The organism is Latilactobacillus curvatus JCM 1096 = DSM 20019 (genome assembly GCF_004101845.1).
Classification (GTDB): domain Bacteria; phylum Bacillota; class Bacilli; order Lactobacillales; family Lactobacillaceae; genus Latilactobacillus; species Latilactobacillus curvatus.
This window is the reverse complement of record NZ_CP026116.1, coordinates 1554213-1576985: the sequence shown is the minus strand read 5'-3', so window position 1 is coordinate 1576985 and position 22773 is coordinate 1554213. Positions and strand designations below refer to the sequence as shown.

The following is a 22773-nucleotide window of genomic DNA, read 5'->3' as shown; positions in this document are numbered from 1 at the left end:
CACCCGAAGGCTCGGTTGCACTGATTAATTAGTGTTGATACTGTTCAAAGGCTTGTTCTAACAAATCAGCCGTTAACGCCGCCGTTGTAGGGACAACAACCGCCGCTGCTGATAATTCGCTCGCATGACCAATCGCAACCGAAACAGCGCCTGCAGCATTAATGGCGGCCACACCAGCTACTGAATCTTCTAATCCAACGCATTTTCGCGGATTAACAGCAATCTTCTGAGCAGCTGCGATGAAGATATCCGGGGCTGGTTTACCTTGGTGCACGTCATTCGGATTAACAATCGCTGTAAAATATGCTGATAAAGCTAATCGATCAAGAATGAGTGGCGCATTTTTGCTAGCAGAAGCAATGACCATTGGCACCCCGCGCGCTTTTAATGCTACTAACAACGGTTGAATACCCGGTAAAATATCGGCAGCCGTTAATTGCTTGATAGCAGCCACGTAATTTTCATTTTTTTGAGTCGCCAGTGCTGCGAGTTGTGCCACCGTATACTGGCCATCAAGTTGGGCAAAGGCCACAATTCGTTGCAAGGATGCTTCCCGACTAATCCCTTTTAACTCAGCTTCAAAGCTATCTGGTAAGCTGACGCCAAACGCTTGTTGCGCCAATTGACGCCACGCCGCAAAATGAAATCGGGCTGTATCCGTAATAACCCCATCTAAATCGAATAAGACACCGTCCATAATAACCTCCTATTCCAACATCATCGACGCATCATTGACTTGAATTGCCAAACGATCGCCCTTGAGTAGTTTGATATCAGTTCGGTCGGCCGTCACGCTAATTTTCAACAACCGGCCGCGGAAGTTAATATGGAATTCATAAGCCGTCCATTTTTTGGGTAGAAATGGTTTGAATGATAATTGTCCTTCATCGCTAATTCGCATGCCTGCAAAACCTTGCACAATCGCTAACCAACTCCCCGTCATCGACGTAATGTGCAATCCGTCATCGGTATCATTATTGTAATTATCGAGATCCAGGCGTGCCGTCCGCGCGTACATTTCCACCGCTTTATCTTCGTAATGCAGATCAGCCGCTAGAATCGCATGGACCGCCGCTGATAAACTTGATTCATGAACCGTCAACGTTTCATAGAAATCAAAATTACGCTTCTTTTCAGCAGCTGAAAAACGATCCATAAAATACCAAATGCCTTGTAGAACATCGGCTTGTTTAATGTACGGCGAACGCAAAATCTTATCCCATGACCAATGTTGGTTGATGGGCCGTTGATCTGCTGGGATTGCACTGACAGGCTGGATATCTTTATCTAAAAAGCCATCTTGTTGAAGAAAGATCCCGAGTTGTTCATCTTGTGGCAGGTACATTTTTTCAATAATCGCTTGCCATTGTGAGAGTTCTTCATCTGAAAGTCTCAGATCCGCTTTTTTGGTATCGCTTACTTTTTTGAGCGTTTCAATCGTATAACTAAGCGTCCATTGCGCCAATAAATTCGTATACCAGTTATTGTTAATATTGTTTTCATATTCATTAGGCCCTGTCACACCGTGGATCATATACCGCTGCGCACGTTGTGAGAAATGGACACGGTCTGCCCAAAAGCGTGCAATCTCAGTTAACACTTCGATACCTTCATTGAGCAAATAAGTCTCATCGCCGGTGTAACGTGTGTAGTTATAAATTGCATAGGCGATTGTGCCATTGCGATGGATTTCTTCAAATGTAATTTCCCATTCATTATGGTTCTCAATCCCATTAAAGGTCACCATTGGATAGAGCGCGCCTTTTAACCCCTGTTGCCGGGCATTGTGTTCTGCACCCGACAATTGATTATGCCGATACTTCAATAGATTCAACGACACTTTCGGATCAGCCAATGAGAGATAAAGCGGCATTGCAAAACCTTCCGTGTCCCAGTAAGTTGCACCACCGTATTTTTCGCCAGTGAATCCTTTAGGACCGATATTTAGACGCTCATCTTCACCATAAAAGGTTGAAAAAAGTTGAAATAAATTAAAGCGAATCCCCTGTTGGGCACTATCATCACCGACAATCACCACGTCCGCCATCTGCCACCGTTTCGCCCATTGATTCGTCTGTGCCGCTAATAATTGCTGGTAACTTTGTTGCGCAACGACCTGCTTGATACGTTGCATATTTGGTACCAAGTCCAACTCTGAATAATCTCGAGAAGTCACCACTACCGCTCGTTTTTCAAAATTCAATTGCGTTTTAGGGGCCAATTGCTGTTTAAAACGTTGCCCAACTTGGTGGGCTTCTTGAAGCCCAGTATCTGCCATCATTGTCGTTTGATGATCAATTTGAACCCCCACACTAAACCGTGGTACCCCGAAATCGTTGGGCATTGTTTTTCCGACCAAATAAGTGTCATCCGCAGCGTCTGACTGCTCAATCACTTGCCAGAATTGCTCACCGTAATTCGCATCCTCATTTTGAACATCAGCATCAATCATAGAACTAATCTCAATCTCAACTGCTTCGCTCGCCAAGTTTTCAACAGTGTAGCGCAATGCGCATAATTCCTTTTGAACGATACTAACAAACCGCTCTATCGTAACTTGCACTTGTTTATTATTTTTAGTAACGATGAATTGGCGGGTTAACACCCCATTATGCATGTCGAGTGCCAATTTAAATGCGGTCACTTCATCTTTGCCTAAATCCACCGCTTGACCATCAATTTTAAGATTCGTTTTGATGAAATTGATGGCATTGATCACTTTCCCAAAATAGTCAGGATAACCATTTTTCCACCAGCCAACGACGGTTTTATCCGGATACCAGACACCACCGAGATAAATGCCAGGCAGGCTGTCTCCTGAATAATCCTCTTCGAATACGCCGCGCATCCCCATGTAACCATTACCGATACTCGTCATACTCTCTTGTAGCCGTTTATGTTTACGATCTAGTTGATGCGTGACAATCTGCCACGGATCGACTTCAAAAATTCTCTCCATTTCGTTCCCTCCGATACGTCAGCCAAAATTATTCCGCCTATTTAGCAGCGCTTAATAGATTGTTTCTTCCGTTGCGATGTCGAAGTAGTGCGCTTTAGACATTTCAAGCGCCATCTCAACCCGATCACCAGGTTCATGATAATCCCGCGAATTAACTTCAGCGATAAAATCGATTTGTCCAATCTTTGAATAGAGCATTGTGTTAGCCCCTAATAACTCGGAAACGACAACCTCTGCCGTTATTTTAGCATCTGGGAATGTTTGGAGGGCAATTTCTTCAGCGTGAATATCTTCCGGCCGAATCCCCAAGATCACTTGTTGACCATCGTAGCCACCGGCAATGAGCTGTTTCAACTGACCTTCTGGCACTGTGATATTTAGACCATCGTCATTTACTAGATGCCCATTAGTTAAGGTTACCGTGAAGAAATTCGTTGCTGGTGAACCGATAAAGCCTGCCACAAACTTATTAACCGGATGATTATAGAGTTCAGTTGGCTTGCCGACTTGCTGGATTTTACCATCGTTCATGATGACAATCCGATCAGCCATCGTCATCGCTTCAACTTGATCATGCGTCACATAGATGAAATTACGACCTAAGCGTTGATGTAATTGCGCAATTTCAGTCCGCATTTGCACCCGTAACTTGGCATCCAAGTTCGATAATGGTTCATCCAATAAGAACAACTTAGCATCACGAACAATTGCTCGTCCTAAAGCTACTCGTTGCCGTTGCCCACCAGAAAGAGAAGATGGCTTCCGATCTAAATACTCCGATAAACCTAAGATTTCTGCTGCGGCATCAACCCGTTTTTTGGTATCTTGCTTATCATTCTTACGAATATTAAGGCCAAACGCCATGTTATCGAAGACTGTCATATGGGGATAGAGCGCATAGTTTTGGAAAACCATCGAGATATCTCGATCCTTAGGTGCAACCTTGTTCATCACTCGGTCGCCCATTTTAAATTCCCCATCAGAGATATCTTCTAAACCTGCAATCATTCGTAAAGTTGTCGATTTACCACAGCCTGATGGCCCAACAAATACGATGAATTCACCGTCTGCAATTTTCAAATTGAAATCTGTGACAGAATTGGTATCATTTCCTGAATATTTTTTATTGATATGATTTAAATTAATTTCGACCATCGATCATTTCTCCCTTACTTCGTTTTTAACTGGTGCACCGTTCAATAATTGATAGCTAATGAAGGCTGCCAACGAAACGCTCGCAACAAGAATCATAAACGCGAGTTTTAAAAAGATATTAATGCCCATCAACAAGATGAAAACGCCGGTGGCTAGCACTAATTTGCCCCCATTGGCAATGATAAAGCCGCCTAAGGTAACATCATGGCGCACTAACCCGACCAAGTAGCTTCTGGCAACGACAACTAGCAATAACGCCCCAAACCAGACCAATAAGCCGCTACGAACTAAAATATCGCCTACACTGGCTTTTAGTAACAACACGATGATCATCAATGCCGTCGCTAACGTCAGATTCACTAAAAAGTCTGGCAGTGCCTGCCGCCACCCTTTTAACACAACGCGTGCATAATTACCATCACCGTTAACTTGCCATTGGTCCACCGCTCTAAAAACCGCGACTAAACTTGGTAGTGTAAACAAACTGAGCATTAACACTAGCACAACTGCACCGGGAATCATTACTCGGCCGTTTGGCATACTAAACGTTAAAATCAGTGTCAGAATGACAGGAAAATTAATTCCAAACCAAGCAAGGTTGATGGTAAAAAGCGACCATAACCAATTCCCGGCTGCCAATAACGTTTGTCTTGTTTCGCTGTGCTTTTTCACGATCAACACTTCCTTAATTATTTAACGGCGCCATCTGTAACACCTTTGATAATCCATTTTTGAGCGAATAAGTAGAAGACAATGACCGGAATAATCGACAAGGTAATGCCGGCTAATGCGAGGTGCCATTGTTTCGTGTATTCTCCGAAGAAATTAAACATTTGTAGTGGAATCGTATATTGCACTTGTGGTAAGACCAATGATGGTAAAAGATAATCGTTCCAGATCGCAATGATGTTCAAAATAGCGACCGTCACAGTCATTGGACTCAACATTGGTAAGATGATCTTGTAATAAATTTGCCACCGACTGGCACCTTCCATTTCAGCCGCCTCATCCATTGCAATCGGAATACTTGAAAGGGTGCCTTGATATAGGAAAATCGATAAACTACAGTTGAAGCCTAAATACATGAACATCAAGCCGTACATATTCAACAGATGCACATTACCGAAGTTTGCCGTCAACGGAATCATAACTGATTGGAATGGAATCAACATCGCTGAGATGAAAAGCAGCAATAAACTGCTACTCAACTTCGATTTATTCCGTTGCAGTGCATAGGCTGCCATTGAAGAACAGAGGATAATCAGCAACACACTGCAGACTGTAATAATGAGCGAATTGGTCAATGAACTAATGAAATTCAATGCTTTAAACGAATCTCCATAGTTCACATTCGTGAATGGATTAGGCAGCGACAATACTGAGGCAAAAATGCCTTTTGGTGTTTTAAATGAGTTCGTTAGAATCATATAGAATGGGAATAACCATAAAAGACCAATCAATACACCGAGGACGCCGATCCAACTATTTCTTTTCTTATTCATTAGAAATCGCCCTCCCGTTTACGGTTATAAAAGACTTGTACTAAAGAAATCGCAGCGACAATCAAGAAGAAGACCATTGCTTTAGCTTCAGCGAGTGCGAAATCACTCGAATTATAGGCTGTATTCACAATATCCATCGCCAACATTTGGGTCGAGTTGTAAGGTCCCCCGTTGGTCAACGACAAGTTTTGATCGTAGATTTTAAACCCATTCGACAGAGTTAAAAACATACAGACGGTAAATGCTGGCGCGATCATTGGGAATGTAATCCGCGTAAATCGTTGCCAAGCAGATGCACCATCAATTTCAGCAGCTTCAATCACTTCACTTGGAATATTTTGCAAGTAAGCAATATAGATAATCATGATGTAACCACTCATTTGCCAAACCGTCACAATTACCAAGCCCCAAAAACCGGTTAGTGAATTCGTTAACCAGTTTTGGAAGACAGTCATGTGTAAGGCAGATCCCAAAGCGCTAAAGCCTTGCGTGAAAATGAATTGCCAGATAAATCCTAAGATTAACCCACCAATCATGTTTGGCATAAAGAAGATCGCTCGTAAAAAATTGTTGCCTTTAAATTTCTGTGTCACAAGTAATGCTAACCCCAAGCCAATTACATTTAGCAAGATGACGGTCACGATAACAAAAGCTACCGTGAACCAAAAGGCGTTTCCGAATGCTTTATCTTGTAATAAGGCCATGTAGTTTTTAAACCCAACGACCTTAGTAAAAGAGAGTCCATCCCAGTCAGTGAATGAATAGAATAGGCCCTCCAGCATTGGAATGAAAACGACTAATGCTAATGCAACAAGGGTAGGGGTTAAAAATAACCAAAATGATAAACTCTTATTTTTCATTTCAATACCCTCTTTTTGTTTTATCCAATTGAATAAATTTATTTAGTTTGTTGTTTTGTCCAACCGTCCTTCATATTTGAAACAGTCTTTTGCCAATCTTGGTCACCTGATAGATATTTTTGTAGGTTAGGTTGGGCAACGTCTGGATCCCATGATGTGCCAGTATAACCCGGGAAAACCCAGCCGAATGTTGCTTTCTTTTGACTGTAATCATAGACCGATTGTGTGAGTGCATCTGGCATCTTCACATCACCGTAACCTTTATAAGCAGGTACGAAATGTAATTTCTCAACAACGTCTTTTTTACCTTCTTTAGACGTATATAGCCAGTTCAAGAAGTCCTTAGCTGCTTTTTGTTCGTCGGTACTCTTCCGTTTATTAACTGCCCAGTAGATTGAGGTCCCAACAGGCATCTTACCTTGTTGTTCCTTAACTGGCATTGGAATCATGCCGATCCCGTCTTGAGCGAATTTCGCATCAATTTGGTTAACGGTTTCGTAAATCCAGTCGCCTTGTTGAATCATCGCAACTTTTCCTTGAGCAAAGTTTTGGTTCACTTGTCCCGCGTAATCCATTTGCATGACTGGTTGAACGGAATATTCTTTTTGCAAATCAATCATTTGTTTCATTTCTGCATTGTTTTCAAACTTCATTTTCTTTGAGGTATACAATTTTTGTGCATTGCCATCAAATTCTTTACTTAGATAAACATTCAACAAATGATCTGAAAGAATCCATGATTCCTTACCAGGTAAAGCAAAGACCCCTTTAATGCCTAATTGTTCTTTTTGTTCATTTAATGTTTTAACAGCTGCTTCTAATTTATCGTAAGTCGTTAAGCTCTTTGGATCGATACCGGCTTTTTCGAAGACAGCTTTATTATAAACAAAACCATAGCCTTCAATGTTAAATGGCAAGCCGTAAACTTTCCCTTGTGACTTAACAGTATCTAGTGTGCTTGGAATAGCGGCCTTAGCAGCTTTTGTATCCGTTAAATCAGCCGTGTAGTTCTTGAATTGTTTAACCGATGCTGGCCCATCTAAACTAAAAATAGTAGGTGCATTCCCGGATGAAATTCTCGTCTTCAAAACGGGATTATACTGTGTCCCACCACCGATTGATGTGATTTCAATCTTGACGTTTGGATGTGCTTTTTCATACTTCTTCGCAATCGCTTTGAATTGCTTGTTGGATTCCACTTTTCCTTGTAGAATTGTGATTTTCACATTGCCGCCATCCGCACTCTTGCTCCCACAAGCAGCCAATGTTAACGTTACACCAGCCAATAACGAAACTAACCCTAGCTTTTTCCACATCTTTTTCACTATAACGACCTCCAATAAATTTTTATCAGTGCTGTTTACAAGTTTTATTGTCGTACTTTGAAAGCGCTTTTGCAAATGTTTTCCTGATGTTACCGGTAACAGTTTTCTTATGCTTATTCCGATTGTTCTTTTAGCACAGGGCGAATTGTCCCGCCCATTTCAATGTTTGGTTCGAATATCAATGGTCGCTCAATCCACTCCTGATTAATTTTCTTGAGGATATTCTCTCCGCATGCACGGCCCATTTCAATGATGGACTGCTTAATCGTTGTCAACTTAGGAGAGGCAACTTGATTTAAAAAGACCCCATCAAATCCTGTAATCCCAAACTCTTGCGGCACATGACCACCACACGACGCAATCCCCCGTTCAATCCCAATTGCCAGACGATCCGTGGCACAAATAAACGCAGTCTCGAGTTTGAATTGCGCCCAGTGTTCAATGATGTAGGCTTCGGTCAAATGACTATGGTTGTTAAAATGGTGTAACTGAACAGGACGCTGCTGCTCATGCATTAATTGTAAATAACCGGCTTCACGTGATTTTTCAAACGCTTCTTCACTCGCCATTCCAATATAAATAAGCTGGCGATAACCACGCTCTAATGCTAATTGCGCTGCAAGGTAGGTCCCCAACTGGTTATTTGTATCCACATAATCAAAACCGTACTGATTCTCCCCAAAAACGACGACTGGCTTTGTCAGATCGCGAATCCATGCAACATCCCTTTCACGCAATCCCGTAATAATGTAGCCATCACAATTCCCGATATCAAAGTTACGCCGAGTTACTAACTGCAGCGAATACTGATGTAGGTCAAGTGCCTTAGCAATTCCGACCATTAGATTCATGTAATATGGTTCGGTAACGTCGATGTCTTCCAAGATACACAATTTGATGATTCGGGTACTGTTGCTGACTAGGGCTTTGGCAATTAAATTGGGACGGTAATCCAATTCCTTCATTGCGGCATACACCAATTCCTTCAATTCATCTGTTACTTGTTCCGGATGATTAATCACCCGCGAAACTGTCATCTTAGAAACGTTTGCCCGCTTAGCGACGTCCATTAATGTTGCCATTTCTCCACCCCTTAAGTTCAACTTTTTATATTCTTTCACAATTATACCAATTTATGCATAAAATGATTACGATTTACCTTATTGGTATTAAAAAAGCCCATCATCTAAAGATGATGGGCTTTCCCTTTTTTATTCTATAATTGCTTGATTTATCTGCCGTAAGTGCTCCAAGTCCGTTGCTTTGATGCCAGTATGCTTAGTAATATCTTTTTTTAGCGCTTTGTACTTGCGGAGGCCTTCTTCAGTTGCTTCTAACCAAACATTCCGTTGGTCATTTTCCATATCACGAATTTTGCGAATAAACTTTTTACTTTGTAGCGTATTGATTTTACGGGAAGCCGCTGGTGCGGAGGTCCCAAATACGACTGCAATTTGGCCTGGGGTGTTCCGTCCTAGTTCCACAATCTGTTCCAACACGAGAAATTGATCATAACTTAAGCCATGTTTTTCGCTCATTTTATTCAATTGAGTCGTGATGTTCTGACACTCCAGATACCACTCACTAATTGTTAATATTCTTTTATTATCTGGCATCTGCAACCCTCCACCGTTCATTCAATATAGTTTTAACTTATGTACAATAAATGACCACCGGCTAGTCAAAAGCCGACAATCATTTATTTAAAACAAACTAGCGGCTCATTTCAACTTGATTAAGCAGCAGTTAAGGTTAGTTTATATCATTGTTTGGTTATGTGCAAGTATATTTCACGCGACGATAATTGCCAATCGTTCATTAAAAACCTTTTAAAACCAATGTTTGAGCGATGTTTTTCGGATTATTTTAATTTGTAGATAAATTTACGAATTTTCTGAAAACGCCAATAAGAACCTTTGATGCGAAGGGGTCACAACTCATGAGTTATGACCTAGTTTATTTTTATAAAAATCAACAATTAATGCCGATAATTCATTTGCGCAACTATTTTATTTTTCGTCTATCCGTTGCTACAATTGGTTTTTGGCCACAAAAAAAACGAAGTTCAGTTAATTCACGAACTTCGTTTTTTGTGTTAAACGACTGGATATTTATTTTTTAAATAGTAATAAAAGGGCAATCCGAGTAATGTAATTCCGATTCCGATTAAAGTTAACATCGTCTGTGTGAATAATGTATTCACCACGATGAAAATCCCACCAAGAATGGCGATGACTGGAATCACTGGATAACCAAGTGTGCGATACGGACGGTTTAATTCTGGTTCACGTTTGCGCAGAATGAACACAGCGATAAACGTTAGAATATAGAAAATCCAGATGACAACAACCAACATATCAGTCAATGTATTGAAGCCACCCATAAACATCATAACGATGGCGATACTAATTTGAACTAAACCACTGACAACCGGCGCGCCTGTTTTAGAAAGGGAGCGCAGTTGTCGACTGAATGGTAACCGATTCTCGAGCGCCATCGCATAAGGAATCCGCATCCCAGTCATCGTGTAGCCGTTAATCCCGCCATAGACGGAAATTAAAATCCCAATAGTGATGATTTTACCACCCACACCACCAAATAGCACTCGAGCCACTTCTGAAGCCGCATTCGGATTGCCGGCAATCTGATTGATTGGCAACACAAGAACGAAGACGGCGCTCACTAAGAGGTAGACAACCATGGTTCCTGTTAAACCAATTAAAATTGACCGCGGCAAATCGCGTTCCGGATGCTTCAATTCACCCGCAATATTCCCAACGTGAATCCAGCCATCATACGCAAAGAGGGTTGCTAGAACACCACTGCCCAGCGCTGACAGGAAACTCCCCGATCCATTTGACCGGGTCACGTCAAATAATGACACATGAACGGCGTTGCTGCCTGGATGAATTAACCCGAATACAATAATAATCGCAAGCGGGATTAATTTAAAGACGGTTGTGAAGGATTGGAATAGTCCCCCAACCCGGGAACCAAAGAAATTCAAGATTGTTAAGCTGAGTCCGACGATGATTGCAATTGGAATCTGCCAGTAAGCTGACCAACTGAATAAGTTAATGCATTGCGTTGCAAAAACAATCGACAACGCCGCAATGTTCGCTGGAAAGTAGACTGTTGTTTCGGCCCAACCTAATAAAAATGCCGCTAAACTACCATAAGTATGGTCGATGTACCGCATCATCCCGCCAGTTTCTGGAATCGCAGCTGCTAATTCAGCAGCTGTCAATCCAGCACAAATTGTGATTAAGCCGCCGACAAGCCATGCAAGCATTGTCAGCCCGGTGGAGCCGGTCGCATGCGTCACAGGATCCGCTTTAAAGAACACACCAGCACCGATGACCGTTCCCATCACAGTGGCTAATGCCGCGGTAAATCCAATCGTTTGATTTAATGCTTGTTTTTCCGTGGGCATCTTAACCGCCTCCTAATATCATTTATAATATTTATTATGACATGTTGAAAGCGGTCTTTACTAGTCTAATTTGCAACTAAATTCGGATATGTGCGGCGGAAATCTTCCATTGCACCAATCAAGTTCGCATCATTATGATACTGACACGTCCGAATGGTTGGCATGAAAGGCGCAATATCGACTTGCTTGAGTATTTCCTGTAAAGCTTTTTCAATATTTGGCACCAAGAAATCGGCCTGCGACACCCCACCACCTAAAATAACCGCTTCTGAATCAAAACTATATTGTAAATTATAGATGGCTTGTGCGAGATTATCATAGAGCACCTGTGCCTCCTTTTGCGCGAGTAAATCGCCTTGATCAGCCAATTCAAAAACTTCATGCCCTGAGTAGTTAGTATGTGCCTCTTGATTATAACGGTCAGCCATGTGAACGGCGGTCCCGACTTCACTTAAAATCCGACCATCATTCATCATCATGTAGCCAAACTCACCACCGAATAAATGGCGACCATGTTGGACTTGTCCGTTGACAATCACTGAACCACCAACGCCAGTGCCAATTACCATGAACAACACATTTTTTAGCCCTTTAGCAGCCCCACTACCGACTTCGGCTAAAGCCGCGCAATTCGCATCATTTTCCATTACGACTGGTAAGTCAAAACGCGTTTCAAGTTCATCTTGAATTTCAAAATGATGAATATAAGGGAGCGCACTGGCCCCTTCAATAATACCCGTCGCCTTGTTCACTGCACCCGGCGTACTCATTGCGACCCCAACAACTTGGTCACTAGCCTTAAACTCCGCCACAATCTGCGTCAGCACATCATAATACGCATTCAACGACTTTGGTGTGGCAACAGCCCCTTGTTTGGTCAATTGTTGCGCCGCACCATCCCATAAACCATATTTAATCGTAGTGCCACCAACATCAAGTAATGCTAAATTTTTCATTCGTCAATCCCCCAATCGATTCTCTTATGTATTTTGATAACCGCTTACATTCTACCATAAAATTACGCTGGGCACCCACAACAGTGTTAATTATTGGCGTACACGCTAAAGGCGAACTTTGGTTTTTAATGGCTTTCATGGTACACTTAACGGATAAGGTGGGTAACCACCCATTTCACATCAAAGGAGCGTCAACAACATGTCAACTAACGTTTGTTTAATCGCAATCACAATTGAATAATCATGTGGCCATTTTGCGGCTATTTCTGTTGGCATTCGCTTTTTAAATTTAATTAACTGAGGGCTGTGACAAAAGAATATTTTTGCCATGGCCCTTTTTTTCAATTGAAACGTGCTCCACCAGGCATCTGCTCTCGGTTAGCTACGTCAGCCAAATAACCAACAAATCGGTTTTTCGTCTGCCTATGCTAATCCTCAGCAGATAACCGCCGGTGCCACACTCTTATCTTAAACGTGCTTTCTTCAAATAGTCGTCTGCGTTTAGCGCCATCTCGTAAACAATCGGCGTTGCCGCTCATTTACGAGATATTGCTAATCCTCAACGGCTGACCATTTGAAGACGCACTCTCACAAAAAGGAGATCTCATGGAAGAAACTTATATGCAACCTAAAAAGGTTTTAATCACTGGTGTTAGTCAACGCCAAGTTAATTTTGACTATACAATGCGCGAACTGGGCGAACTAGCCCGTGCCGATAACTTAGAAGTCGTTGGTGACGTTCGCCAAAATATCGACCAAGCTAATCACGCCACTTATTTTGGTAAAGGGAAGGTTCAAGAAATTAAAGAACGCGCCGTCGCTGAAGATGCGGACATTATCTTGATTAACGATGAACTTTCACCTTCACAGATTCGGAATTTAGAAAAAGAACTCGGAATAAGCATTCTTGATCGGACGCAATTAATTCTTGAAATCTTTGCTAGCCGTGCCAAAACAAAAGAAGCGCAACTCCAAGTGGCCATCGCCGAAGCGAAATACCAATTACCACGCCTCCATCCTTCTGAAAACAAGTTGGATCAACAAGGTGGCGGGGGTACTGCGAACCGTGGGGCGGGTGAAACCCAACTTGAATTGGATCGCCGACTCATCGAAAAACGGATTACGAAGCTCAAAGCCGAACTTGCTAAAATCGATCAACAACAACTCGTACAACGCCGTCAACGGACGAAAAATGCGATTCCAGTTGTCGCACTCGTCGGGTACACCAATGCAGGTAAATCAACGACTATGAATCGAATTTTACAACGGTTGAACCCCGATACACCTGAAAAACAAGTTTTTGAAAAGGATATGCTCTTTGCCACCTTAGACACGAGTGTCCGCGAAATCGTCCTCCCCAACCAACAGAAATTCCTGTTGAGTGATACGGTTGGTTTCGTCACAAAACTTCCTCATCACTTAATTCAAGCCTTTAAATCAACCTTAGCTGAAGCAGCGAGTGCTGATCTTTTAATCCACGTGGTTGATTACTCAGATCCAAACTACTTGGACATGATGGAAACGACACAAGAAACCCTTGAATCACTCAACATTAAAGATATCCCAGTCATCGAGGCTTACAATAAAGCTGATTTGAAACCAGATACGCGCTATCCTGAAGTAGACGGAAACCAAATCGTTTATTCAGCTCGCGACGAAGTAGCAATCGATGCATTGATTGCCTTAATTAACAAACAACTCTTTGAACAATACCCAACGCTCGACTTCTTAGTCCCATACACAGAAGGGCAAGCTGTTTCGTACCTCAGTGATCGTGCCAATATCACTAAACAAAGCTATGAAGAAGATGGCACGTTGATTCGTGCACAAATCAACCCAGACCTATTAGGACCCGTTAAAAAGTTCGTTCAAGCATAGCCAAGCGCTACTTTGCGGCAAACAAAAAAGCCCATCGACATAAATGTCGATGGGCTTTTTTCAATTTCTTATTGATACTTTCTGAAAACCTTATCTGAAGCTGCTTTTAAGCTTTGAATTTCTTTTGAATCAATATTTATTGTTAGCTGTGTAGACTCTTGAGCATAAGCCGCTGCAATCTCTTGCAAACCAACTAATGCTTTCCGACTGAGCGTCACATAGCTTTGTGGAATCTCATTATCCTGAACGAATAATAATAAACCTGCAGCTTTTAAACGGTCGATATCATTTTCTGAAACCCCGATTGAATGAAGGGTTTCCAAATCTGCGCGTTAATCATCGGCTAGTTGCTTAATTCGTTGTAATAGCGCGGCTTCATCAAGATTAAACTCAACTTTTTCGCAAATCATATCTAGCGTTCCAAAATATTGCATGCTAGCAACACTAGCGTGCAATGTATTGATAATTTCATCGACTGTTTTTTCTGGTTTTAAATAATAAATCGTCATTTTATTGTACCCACTATTTTTATTAGGATTAAAACACTTACTTGATTGCCTTAATTCTATAACATTTGTGGATGAATAAAATGCGTATATTTTAAATAGTTTAAAAATCCGGCGAAAGATAAATTAAAAATTTTACCCGTATTGTCAATCTAAGTGCAACAGTTTCTAGTCTAATCCTATAAGTGGTACACAGCTTAGAGTTCCGGCATCAGTTCCGCCGCACTCCGGTAGCCCAAGATACGACGAGGCCGGCTGTTGAGTGCGTCCTGGAAGCTCTGAATATCAATGATGTCGTAATGGTGGAGTGAGCGACCTTTCGGAATAAACTCTCGTAGAAGGCCGTTCTGGTTCTCATTTGTTCCGCGCTCCCATGGTGAGTACGGATGAGCAAAGTAGACATCAGTTCCTTCTACTGAATCTAGTTGTGCGAACTCACTGCCGTTATCAAAGGTGATGGTGGTGAAGTATTCCGCACCGTAATCATCAATGATGGACTGAAGTCCCACCTTACAGGTACTTGCTTTGTAGTTAGCGAGCTTGATGATGATTTCGAAGCGACTCATCCGCTCTGTCAAAACCAGCAACGCAGGTTCGCTATCAACGCGCTTACCTTTCACTAAATCTCCTTCCCAATGGCCCCCTTGCCGACGGTCTTGAACTTCAATGGGTCTTTCATCAATCGAGGTACCAAGCTTCGTCTTATTGGTGCGGGTATGGGAATGGCTTCGTTTAATTCGCAAGCTGGGTTTGCGCGGTAAGTCGTGGGTCCGTAGTTCGAATCTACCGGCCTCAATATCCCGGTAAACCGTTGGTGTTGAAGGAACAACCTCGTCTGCGTGTTCCCGTTTGAAGGTGTGCACGAAGCTGTCCACACTGTGTACGCGTGGACGTTGCTTGATGGCAGCGGCACAGGCGGCGTAGAACTCGGGGTTCTTCTCAAGCATCGTCTTGGGGCGACACCACTCCCGCCGCTGAGCGTGCAGATAAGCTGCCGTATCAGCAAAGTAAATCAACGCTACCTTATGCCCGGGAATTCGCTGTAGAACGGAGCCACGAGTGATCTCACGCGAAATAGTACTACGAGAGCGGTTGAGTTCGCGGGCAATCCGTGCTTGGGAGAATCCCTGATTGAGCAGAGTTTCAATGCGAACGCGATCAAAATTTGATAGTTGTTGGTAAGCCTTAGAGATGGTACGCTTGATGTTGGTCATGATGTGCCTTTCTTATGTGCTTGGTTGCTTATAAGAATAGGTCATCATGGCCTTTTTGGTCTATTTAATTATGTGTTGCACTTAGATTGTAAACGCGGGTCTTGAATATAAATGGTAGATTGCAAATTTAATCCGAATTTTTGGACAAATTTGTCAGCATAACCTGATACGGTGTTTGCCAGTCGAGTATTTTAAGCGGTCGCTGGTTAATTTGGAGTAACGTCGTCGTTAAATCTTGAGCACTAATGTGCTCAAAACGAGTCCCTTTAGGATAAAAATAACGTAAATTCCGATTAAAGCGTTCATTACTACCACGTTCAGCTGGAGTATAAGCATGGCAGTAATAGGTCTTAATACCATATTGTGATTCAAGTGATACTAGCCCACTAAACTCAGTGCCACGGTCCACAGTAAAGCTGTGCACCGGACCATTAAAAGTGGTTAGGAACTTAGTTAGTGCTTCATTAACAGTCGCTGTCGTCCGATCTTTTAACCGGTATGCCCAAAGGAACCGTGATTTGCGATCGATTAAAGTTAATAAAACTGCCTTACTATGCCCACGAGGACCAACGACTGTATCTAGTTCAAAATCGCCGATGCGCTTACGTTGATTAATCATCATGGGACGCTGTTCAATTGATCGCCCCAAAGATTGATTATATTTGGATCGTTGGTCAACGTTACGCCGTTGGCGTACGCCATGTTCAGGTAGATCATTCAAGGAGAAACCAATTCTCCCCTGATTTAGCCAATTATAAATAGATTTAGTAGCTAGTTTAAATTCGTGAGCAATCATTCCTGGTGACCAGCTTAGACGTAAATGGTTGAGAATTTTTTGCTTTAACTCATCGCTCAGCTTAGTTTTCCGACCACATCGTGATCGCTTGTATTCGGCATCTGTTTGTGCTAATTCAGCCTGATAAGGTTGACATCGAGATAATTCATAAGAAATTGTTGACGGTGATCGGTTCAGCCGAACGCCCATTTGGATATTGGACAGCCCTAGTTCACAAAAGGTTTCGATTTTAATTCGTTCGGAATAGGTTATACTAGACAAAAGATCAGCTCCTAAAAGATGGGTTTGTGGTAAACACCATTTTAAAGGAAGCTGATCTTTTTTGTCCGAACAGCGTTCGGATTAATTTTACAATCTACCCTGTTAAGTAATAATTGCCGTTATCCGCTACTAATTCTAGTAGGTAGTATTGGTAACAATAATTGACATCTAAGAATTCGTTATGAATCTCCACCTATTTTCCTCCACTGACTACTTTGTTCGTTCTTGGTACGCAATCTGAACCACTAATTGATAGGGATCATTGCCTTCAACCACGCCACTACGCCCGGCCATCTTGTTCGGGCCACCCGTAATCCAAGTATGGGCGACTGCAAGTTGATAATCTTGGGCTAGGTCTTGGATTGGGGTTAAGCCAACCGTCGTAATCTGCGCTAACGGTTGTTTGGCAATGGCGTTAATCCCCCCATAGAGCACCCAACGATCTGCTTCTTGTTTCATTTCATAAAACGGTAAAGCAACTTGATTCCCAATCGCATAAATTGGTCGCTGCAATTGTTGCGCTTGTTCATATATATCATTATCACTTAAGCCTGCGTAATTCAAGCTAAGATAGCCAGATTCAATCAGTTCGTTAATCAAGGATCCTAAACGTTGGGTTTGTTCCGCGTCCATTGTCAGTTGCGCGGGCAAGAGATTTTGTTCTTCAAATAAGCCAGTGGCCGGTTGAATTTGTGAGATCACTTGCGTTTTGGCGGTTACCCCATTTAGTGGATGTGGCGCGTTTGGATCACCACCCAGCGCTTTTTCAACATACGGTGAAATATCGATGACCGCATTTTTGCCCCGATAATAGAAATACAGGTTCATCACTGCAAAATAGAATAACACCAAAAAGACGAGGAGGTTAATCACACCTCGTCCAACCGCTTGAGCTTTAAAGTAGGTCACACTCTTATATAGAAGATAAAAATCACCAATTAAACAAATAACTGAAAAAAGGCGATTTTTAACGCGACCATTAATATTTAAGTAACCGAAATAATGGTTAATAATGTCTAAAAAAGTTAACACGATAAATGTCCCCCTTATTGCGCGTAAAACAAATTATTACTGCGTAGCAGTGGCACTGCTACTACTTGAAACCACTTTAGCGCTACTACTTGTGTTAGCAGAGCTACTGCTTGCCGTGGTCGTGTTAGCTGACTCATCATTTTGTGGTGTTGTTGTCTGCTCATCATCAGATGATTGTGAGTTGGCATCCGTATCCGTCCGATCCTGACTTGAAACAGCCTTAGAAGAGGAATTAACGGTTGATTCAGAGGTCGATGAGGATTCCGATTCAGACTCAGATTCTGGTTCTGATGTATTCATGCTGCTGGTTGAACCTGTGGTTGCACTACTACTTGAAACAAATGACGACTGCTCTGTCTTGGTGTTTTCAACAGGTTTAACCGTATTTGCCACAATGTTGGTCGCACTCATTGCGATAATTAACGAAATAATGGCGGCTGGTGGAATAATGGGTGGTGTGTGATATGCCATTTTAACGCTCCCTTTCTATTATGCTTGGCAGTCTTCACAGAGGCCATAGAGTTCGAACTGATGACCTTCAATTTGACAATTTGGAATTTGCTGACTAAAAAAATCTAACGGACACATTTTCAATTCAATCACTTTGCCACACTGGCGGCAAATAAAGTGATGATGGTGGCGATGTTCAAAATCGCATTGATATTTAACGTGGGCCTGTTCACCCTCTGTTTGTTGTTCTACTAAGCCAAGTTGTTCAAAATCTTTAATGTTGCGATAAATCGTATTGTGACTCATTCCCGGAAAAATGGCGCGCATATGCTCGTCGATTTGAGTCACGGGAATGTAGCGATTTTCATATCCCGATAAATACTGTAGCATCTCTCGGCGTTGCTTGGTAATTTTGTACCCATTTGCGCGTAATACGGCAATGGCAGTGGTTATTTCGCTCATTTAATACATCCGCTCCTCTCGATTAATCGATACGCCATTCTAGCACATGCTTTCTAGGTTGTCAGGCGCTGGCGCTTGTTACTACCAACTTCAATTTAGTTGTTACCCCACACTATTTACCATTATACCCTTAATCCCATAACCGTTAGCTAAGCACAACTAAATTTCACCAAATTTTAATGAATCCGAATACAAAATAGTTGCATTATCTCAGGCTGCGCGTTATGATGTAATTCAGATGATTTTTAAGAAATCGTCTTCATTAGCCTTCTATCAGTATTTATAGTCATTTGAAGGGAGATTTTACGATGGAATTTACTAGTCAAACTAATAATTGGTATCATGTTTCACTTGATACGCAAACTCAAAAATTTATCGCAACTGCAACGAACAATGAAAAAATCAGCGCAAGTGGTATTACAATTGAACAAGCCGTACAAAAACTCAGTTATAAAGTGAAACAAACCAATTCGGTTAACCAACACTTATTTGCATAAGGGTTAACCATACGTTAAAAGGAAGCCTGTCGAACGCGTTCGACAGGCTTCCTTTTTATTTTCAATGATCAATTTTTTAGGGTTGCGATTAATGTTGCTAAGGCTTGCTTAGTTGTTTCCCAGTCATCGTTAACCAACACAGTTGCCCGTTGATTTAAATGACTCGGTAACATCAGATCCCGCTTAAATTCAGCACTTTGAATCCGTTTTTGAATTGCTTCAGGACTATCCTTCCGTTTTTCAAGGCGCGTAATCAACGCATCTGTTTCAGAAACCGTTAAGAACAAGACCGATGCTTCTTCGGGGAACGTCTCTAAATAAGTCTGTGCCCCTTTGGTATCAACAACTAGGCTAATCAGCTGTGCTTTTTGCCACGCCAAATCTAACGCTTCATGTGAAGAGCCATATTGATAGCCAGAATAGCTCACCGATTCAACGAGGTGCTTTTGTGCCAAGGTGTCTGGTGTTTCAAAATAATAATCCACCCCGTCGACTTCATTATGCCGTCTAGGCCGCGTGGTATGGGTAACCACTTGTGGAATTTGAAAGGCCTCTTTTAAATAATGGCTCACCGTTGTTTTGCCACTACCCGTGGCGCCCGTAATGACTAATAGTTGTTTTGTCACTATTCATTCACACTCTTCTATTCAGGATTTAAATAAATAAAAAAGTTTGGCGGCTTAATTTAAGCAGACGCCAAACTTTTTTATTCTTTTATTTAATCTTATAAACGACGACCAAAGTCAGGTTTGTAATATTGCATTGACATCGTTGTTACATTTTGGCCTTCTGTTGGTGCGTGAACGTATGAGCCACCACCGATATAGATCCCAACGTGATGTGCTGAACCAACGCCACCCCAGAAAACAAGGTCACCAGGTTGTAATTCTGATAATGACACTTTTGTCCCAACCGTGCTTTGTTCTTGTGATGTCCGTGGTAAGCTAATGCCGGCCATCTTAGCAGCGTACCAAACTAAACCAGAACAATCAAAACCACCAGGTTGTGCGCCACCCCATGCATACGGTGTGCCAATGAATTGTAAGGCATTGCCAACTAATGAACCAGTGTTTGCACCAGATGGCGCAACTGTCGTTGTTTTTGCAGGCGTTGGTGCTGGTGTATTGTCTGAACCTGTTTTAGGTGCAACCGTTGGTGCGATTGTTGCTTTTTCAGTTTCTTTTTTAGCAGCTTCAACAGCGGCTGCTGTTTGAGCATCTAATTGACTTTGTAAGCTAGCAAGCTGTGTCTTATGTCCATCCACTTCTTGTTGGAAACTTGCTTGTTCATTTTCTGCATCTGCTTTAAGTGATGTTAACTGTGCTTGATCTTTTTCTAACTGTGCTTTTGTGTTAACTAAGTTTGCTTTTTCAGTCACTTGTTCTTGTTTTAAAGTAGCTAATTTACTTTCTGAGTTCGCTACGGCGTCCATTGCTTCCTTGTTAGCTTGGTTTAACTTGCCAACAACTGAAGCACGACTGACCATATCTGAGAAACTATCACTATTGACGATGAAGTCAACGTAAACATTTCCAGAAACACTATCCCCAGCACGTTTTTGAAGCGCAATTACTTGTTCTTTTAAAACAGCTTTTCTAGATTGGACTTCAGCTTGAACTTTAACGATTTTTTGAGCCACTTCAGTAATTTCTTTGTCCGTTGATGCAATGTTCTTTTGTGCATCATCAATTGCAACGGTCTTATTTGACACTTGGCTATCGATTGAAGCAACCTTATCTTGTGCAGCACTTAACTTAGCTAATAAAGCCGAGTTTTCAGCACTAAGGTTTGTCATTGATGCTTTTGTATCAGCAACTTCATCGGCACTGACTGCACCAATGCTAACCGCCATTGTTGACCCAATTGTTAAGAATGCTAGTGCACTGAACATTAATCGACTGACTTTTTTCACTGAATGATTCCCCTTTATCATTTTTAAAAATACTTAACTTATGTACGGTTTTCCAACCAAGAACAAGTGTAACATTCAACTATTACAGAAATGTTACAGCTTAGTTACCGTATTAAGTCTAAATCGGGAATTCACGCTACTTGTTAGCGGTTAACGCGGCTTGGATTTTAACCCATTGCTCATGACTTAGCAAAACCGCGGTTTCAGTCCCACTTGCATCGACAATTTCATAAATGAGCGGTTTGACATTGACCTCTTTGATAATTTGGTTCAGCATCTTTTTAGCGTATAGTGCCTGAATTTTTTTACGTAACATTTTCTATACTCCTCGAGCGTGATTAATTGTGTTCTCAGCACAATCAGCTTAGAATAAAAGCATCTTTTATTATGAAATGAGGTTTATGCAAATGCAAATCACAAGACATGATCAACCACTCGATACAATCGGCACACCACCAGCCGTCGGCACACAGTTACCCCAATTTGACCTTAAAAATGCCGCTGGCGAAACGGTGACTTCTGCGCAATTGCTCGGTAAACGGACTTTAATTAGCGTCGTGCCAGACATTGAAACCCGTGTTTGCAGCATTCAAACAAAGCATTTTAACCAAGCCGTCGATCAATTCGAAGACGTCCATTTCTACACAATTTCAACAAACACCATCGAACAACAAAATAACTGGTGCGCTGCAGAAGGCGTTAAGAACATGCAACTCCTTTCTGATGAGGCACTCAGTTTCGGGAAAGCAATGCAACTCTACGTTCCAAGCAACAACACGCTTCAACGCTCAATCTTTATTTTGGAAGCAGATGGTACAATTAGCTACACCGAATTAATTATCGAACAAACAGACGAACCAGATTATGCAGCTGCATTAAATTTCTTAAAGGCAGCTCAATAACAACCCCAAAACGATGGTTAGAACTGACTCAGTTTAACCATCGTTTTTTTTGCGGTTATTATGTAAAATTATTCACAACAATCTTGATAAAACCTGAGCAATATTGCTCCACCTTATGAAATGACGTATTATACCCGTATTAGCATCTCAAATTAAACTTTATTAAGGAGTCCCCATGACCGAGCTATCTAACGAGCTTTTCCAAACTTTCAATAAGGTGATTCACCATTATCGCCATTATTATGGCATGCAATTTTCATCCGATCATCGCTCAGTCAGCCAAATTCGCATTCTAAAACGCCTTAATATCGAAAACGGACAAATGCAGGGAGCCCTCGCCGAAAGTCTCGATATTCGGCCTTCATCCCTAACCGAATGCTTGCACAAATTAGAGTCTAAACACTACATTAATCGGCGGCCCGATCATCATGATCGGCGAATCACCCACGTCTTCATTACAGCGGCGGGTCGAGCGGTTTTAAAAGAAGCCCTCGATGGTCGCAATGAATTTACGGAGACTTTATTCGGTAGCCTAACCCCCGACGAACAACAAGCGCTCAACGAACTTCTAAATAAATTAGAAGATACGTTAGCCGACACACAACATTTTGACTTTATGGCTGAATTCACTAAACGCCTCGCCCAAACCAAACTATAATCACTGGAGGAATCG

At 42.0% G+C, this 22773-nt stretch carries 25 protein-coding genes; 4 read left to right on the top strand and 21 right to left on the bottom strand.

The genetic code is table 11. The annotated features are described in order from the left end of the window. Nucleotides 1-28: 28 nt before the first annotated feature. The 11 genes from pgmB to LCU_RS08165 all read right to left on the bottom strand — a co-directional run bounded on the left by pgmB (nucleotide 29) and on the right by LCU_RS08165 (nucleotide 12190). On the bottom strand, nucleotides 29-697 hold the full coding sequence (gene pgmB / locus LCU_RS08215; protein ID WP_004270092.1) for a beta-phosphoglucomutase: 669 nt from the start codon (nucleotides 695-697) through the stop codon (nucleotides 29-31). 9 nt (nucleotides 698-706) lie between these two features. Next, nucleotides 707-2959 (bottom strand): glycoside hydrolase family 65 protein, encoded by a 2253-nt coding sequence (locus LCU_RS08210; protein WP_065825129.1) that lies wholly within the window; start codon nucleotides 2957-2959, stop codon nucleotides 707-709. A 51-nt stretch (nucleotides 2960-3010) separates the two neighbouring features. Continuing rightward, nucleotides 3011-4114, bottom strand: a complete 1104-nt coding sequence (locus LCU_RS08205; RefSeq protein ID WP_056966589.1) for an ABC transporter ATP-binding protein — start codon at nucleotides 4112-4114, stop codon at nucleotides 3011-3013. A 3-nt stretch (nucleotides 4115-4117) separates the two neighbouring features. After that, nucleotides 4118-4786, bottom strand: coding sequence for a hypothetical protein (locus LCU_RS08200; protein WP_056966590.1), 669 nt, complete (start codon nucleotides 4784-4786; stop codon nucleotides 4118-4120). A 17-nt stretch (nucleotides 4787-4803) separates the two neighbouring features. Continuing rightward, entirely contained in the window at nucleotides 4804-5616 is an 813-nt protein-coding gene (locus LCU_RS08195) for a carbohydrate ABC transporter permease (protein WP_054644557.1), read from the bottom strand. Then, nucleotides 5616-6476 (bottom strand): carbohydrate ABC transporter permease, encoded by an 861-nt coding sequence (locus LCU_RS08190; RefSeq protein ID WP_004266021.1) that lies wholly within the window; start codon nucleotides 6474-6476, stop codon nucleotides 5616-5618. Before LCU_RS08190 ends, LCU_RS08195 begins: the two co-directional genes overlap by 1 nt. Nucleotides 6477-6514: 38 nt before the next feature. Then, nucleotides 6515-7792, bottom strand: a complete 1278-nt coding sequence (locus LCU_RS08185) for an ABC transporter substrate-binding protein (RefSeq protein ID WP_039098504.1) — start codon at nucleotides 7790-7792, stop codon at nucleotides 6515-6517. Nucleotides 7793-7914: 122 nt separating this feature from the next. Then, on the bottom strand, nucleotides 7915-8883 hold the full coding sequence (locus LCU_RS08180; protein WP_039098462.1) for a LacI family DNA-binding transcriptional regulator: 969 nt from the start codon (nucleotides 8881-8883) through the stop codon (nucleotides 7915-7917). A gap of 129 nt (nucleotides 8884-9012) precedes the next feature. Continuing rightward, entirely contained in the window at nucleotides 9013-9417 is a 405-nt protein-coding gene (locus LCU_RS08175; protein WP_056966592.1) for a MarR family winged helix-turn-helix transcriptional regulator, read from the bottom strand. A 479-nt stretch (nucleotides 9418-9896) separates the two neighbouring features. Beyond that, a complete protein-coding gene (locus LCU_RS08170; RefSeq protein WP_056966594.1) occupies nucleotides 9897-11234 on the bottom strand; it encodes an APC family permease in 1338 nt (445 codons plus the stop codon). Between the two features lie 65 nt (nucleotides 11235-11299). Continuing rightward, nucleotides 11300-12190 (bottom strand): ROK family protein, encoded by an 891-nt coding sequence (locus tag LCU_RS08165; RefSeq protein WP_056966596.1) that lies wholly within the window; start codon nucleotides 12188-12190, stop codon nucleotides 11300-11302. Nucleotides 12191-12796: 606 nt separating this feature from the next. Here LCU_RS08165 and hflX point away from each other — a divergent pair. Then, the gene (gene hflX, locus LCU_RS08160; protein ID WP_039098459.1) at nucleotides 12797-14068 is read left to right on the top strand and encodes a GTPase HflX; all 1272 of its coding nucleotides are present in this window, start codon (nucleotides 12797-12799) and stop codon (nucleotides 14066-14068) included. Between the two features lie 68 nt (nucleotides 14069-14136). Here hflX and LCU_RS08155 read toward each other — a convergent pair whose 3' ends face one another. The 7 genes from LCU_RS08155 to LCU_RS08125 all read right to left on the bottom strand — a co-directional run bounded on the left by LCU_RS08155 (nucleotide 14137) and on the right by LCU_RS08125 (nucleotide 18789). Then, nucleotides 14137-14391, bottom strand: coding sequence for a hypothetical protein (locus tag LCU_RS08155; RefSeq protein WP_056966598.1), 255 nt, complete (start codon nucleotides 14389-14391; stop codon nucleotides 14137-14139). 9 nt (nucleotides 14392-14400) lie between these two features. Then, the gene (locus LCU_RS09980; protein WP_155519255.1) at nucleotides 14401-14577 is read right to left on the bottom strand and encodes a hypothetical protein; all 177 of its coding nucleotides are present in this window, start codon (nucleotides 14575-14577) and stop codon (nucleotides 14401-14403) included. Between the two features lie 194 nt (nucleotides 14578-14771). Beyond that, a complete protein-coding gene (locus LCU_RS08150; protein WP_054644560.1) occupies nucleotides 14772-15788 on the bottom strand; it encodes an IS30 family transposase in 1017 nt (338 codons plus the stop codon). A gap of 127 nt (nucleotides 15789-15915) precedes the next feature. Further along, nucleotides 15916-16845 carry an IS30-like element ISLpl1 family transposase gene (locus LCU_RS08145; protein ID WP_003592463.1) on the bottom strand — a complete coding sequence of 310 codons (930 nt, stop codon included), beginning with the start codon at nucleotides 16843-16845 and terminating at the stop codon, nucleotides 15916-15918. Between the two features lie 210 nt (nucleotides 16846-17055). Further along, nucleotides 17056-17877: a DUF6681 family protein gene (locus LCU_RS08135; RefSeq protein WP_056967092.1), complete on the bottom strand. Its 822-nt coding sequence runs from the start codon at nucleotides 17875-17877 to the stop codon at nucleotides 17056-17058. Nucleotides 17878-17913: 36 nt separating this feature from the next. Further along, the gene (locus LCU_RS08130; protein WP_039099229.1) at nucleotides 17914-18348 is read right to left on the bottom strand and encodes a hypothetical protein; all 435 of its coding nucleotides are present in this window, start codon (nucleotides 18346-18348) and stop codon (nucleotides 17914-17916) included. 18 nt (nucleotides 18349-18366) lie between these two features. Then, entirely contained in the window at nucleotides 18367-18789 is a 423-nt protein-coding gene (locus tag LCU_RS08125) for a Fur family transcriptional regulator (RefSeq protein WP_004266005.1), read from the bottom strand. 308 nt (nucleotides 18790-19097) lie between these two features. Between LCU_RS08125 and LCU_RS08120 the strand changes: the two genes are divergently transcribed. Continuing rightward, nucleotides 19098-19286: a hypothetical protein gene (locus LCU_RS08120; RefSeq protein ID WP_039099228.1), complete on the top strand. Its 189-nt coding sequence runs from the start codon at nucleotides 19098-19100 to the stop codon at nucleotides 19284-19286. Nucleotides 19287-19354: 68 nt separating this feature from the next. On the opposite strand, the gene LCU_RS08115 is transcribed toward LCU_RS08120, so the two are convergent. The 3 genes from LCU_RS08115 to LCU_RS08105 all read right to left on the bottom strand — a co-directional run bounded on the left by LCU_RS08115 (nucleotide 19355) and on the right by LCU_RS08105 (nucleotide 21514). After that, nucleotides 19355-19915, bottom strand: coding sequence for a guanylate kinase (locus LCU_RS08115; protein ID WP_039099227.1), 561 nt, complete (start codon nucleotides 19913-19915; stop codon nucleotides 19355-19357). A 95-nt stretch (nucleotides 19916-20010) separates the two neighbouring features. Next, a complete protein-coding gene (locus tag LCU_RS08110) occupies nucleotides 20011-21198 on the bottom strand; it encodes a C40 family peptidase (RefSeq protein ID WP_128486137.1) in 1188 nt (395 codons plus the stop codon). Between the two features lie 136 nt (nucleotides 21199-21334). After that, complete coding sequence (locus LCU_RS08105; RefSeq protein ID WP_056967127.1) at nucleotides 21335-21514, bottom strand: hypothetical protein; 180 nt, start codon at nucleotides 21512-21514, stop codon at nucleotides 21335-21337. 91 nt (nucleotides 21515-21605) lie between these two features. Between LCU_RS08105 and LCU_RS08100 the strand changes: the two genes are divergently transcribed. Both LCU_RS08100 and LCU_RS08095 read left to right on the top strand, forming a co-directional pair. Then, the gene (locus LCU_RS08100; RefSeq protein ID WP_054644657.1) at nucleotides 21606-22100 is read left to right on the top strand and encodes a thiol peroxidase; all 495 of its coding nucleotides are present in this window, start codon (nucleotides 21606-21608) and stop codon (nucleotides 22098-22100) included. Between the two features lie 175 nt (nucleotides 22101-22275). Further along, on the top strand, nucleotides 22276-22758 hold the full coding sequence (locus LCU_RS08095; protein WP_004266076.1) for a MarR family winged helix-turn-helix transcriptional regulator: 483 nt from the start codon (nucleotides 22276-22278) through the stop codon (nucleotides 22756-22758). Nucleotides 22759-22773 lie beyond the last annotated feature (15 nt).

Bases quoted from the DNA above. Each gene is read 5' to 3' on its own strand.
- LCU_RS08165 (WP_056966596.1), bottom strand. From the start codon at position 12,190: ATGAAAAATTTAGCATTACTTGATGTTGGTGGCACTACGATTAAATAT.
- LCU_RS09980 (WP_155519255.1), bottom strand. From the start codon at position 14,577: ATGACGATTTATTATTTAAAACCAGAAAAAACAGTCGATGAAATTATC.
- LCU_RS08130 (WP_039099229.1), bottom strand. From the start codon at position 18,348: ATGGCATATCACACACCACCCATTATTCCACCAGCCGCCATTATTTCG.
- LCU_RS08190 (WP_004266021.1), bottom strand. From the start codon at position 6,476: ATGAAAAATAAGAGTTTATCATTTTGGTTATTTTTAACCCCTACCCTT.
- LCU_RS08195 (WP_054644557.1), bottom strand. From the start codon at position 5,616: ATGAATAAGAAAAGAAATAGTTGGATCGGCGTCCTCGGTGTATTGATT.
- LCU_RS08205 (WP_056966589.1), bottom strand. From the start codon at position 4,114: ATGGTCGAAATTAATTTAAATCATATCAATAAAAAATATTCAGGAAAT.
- LCU_RS08170 (WP_056966594.1), bottom strand. From the start codon at position 11,234: ATGCCCACGGAAAAACAAGCATTAAATCAAACGATTGGATTTACCGCG.
- LCU_RS08095 (WP_004266076.1), top strand. From the start codon at position 22,276: ATGACCGAGCTATCTAACGAGCTTTTCCAAACTTTCAATAAGGTGATT.
- LCU_RS08100 (WP_054644657.1), top strand. From the start codon at position 21,606: ATGCAAATCACAAGACATGATCAACCACTCGATACAATCGGCACACCA.
- pgmB (WP_004270092.1), bottom strand. From the start codon at position 697: ATGGACGGTGTCTTATTCGATTTAGATGGGGTTATTACGGATACAGCC.
- hflX (WP_039098459.1), top strand. From the start codon at position 12,797: ATGGAAGAAACTTATATGCAACCTAAAAAGGTTTTAATCACTGGTGTT.
- LCU_RS08105 (WP_056967127.1), bottom strand. From the start codon at position 21,514: ATGTTACGTAAAAAAATTCAGGCACTATACGCTAAAAAGATGCTGAAC.
- LCU_RS08150 (WP_054644560.1), bottom strand. From the start codon at position 15,788: ATGACCAACATCAAGCGTACCATCTCTAAGGCTTACCAACAACTATCA.
- LCU_RS08210 (WP_065825129.1), bottom strand. From the start codon at position 2,959: ATGGAGAGAATTTTTGAAGTCGATCCGTGGCAGATTGTCACGCATCAA.
- LCU_RS08125 (WP_004266005.1), bottom strand. From the start codon at position 18,789: ATGAGCGAAATAACCACTGCCATTGCCGTATTACGCGCAAATGGGTAC.
- LCU_RS08180 (WP_039098462.1), bottom strand. From the start codon at position 8,883: ATGGCAACATTAATGGACGTCGCTAAGCGGGCAAACGTTTCTAAGATG.
- LCU_RS08120 (WP_039099228.1), top strand. From the start codon at position 19,098: ATGGAATTTACTAGTCAAACTAATAATTGGTATCATGTTTCACTTGAT.
- LCU_RS08185 (WP_039098504.1), bottom strand. From the start codon at position 7,792: ATGTGGAAAAAGCTAGGGTTAGTTTCGTTATTGGCTGGTGTAACGTTA.
- LCU_RS08175 (WP_056966592.1), bottom strand. From the start codon at position 9,417: ATGCCAGATAATAAAAGAATATTAACAATTAGTGAGTGGTATCTGGAG.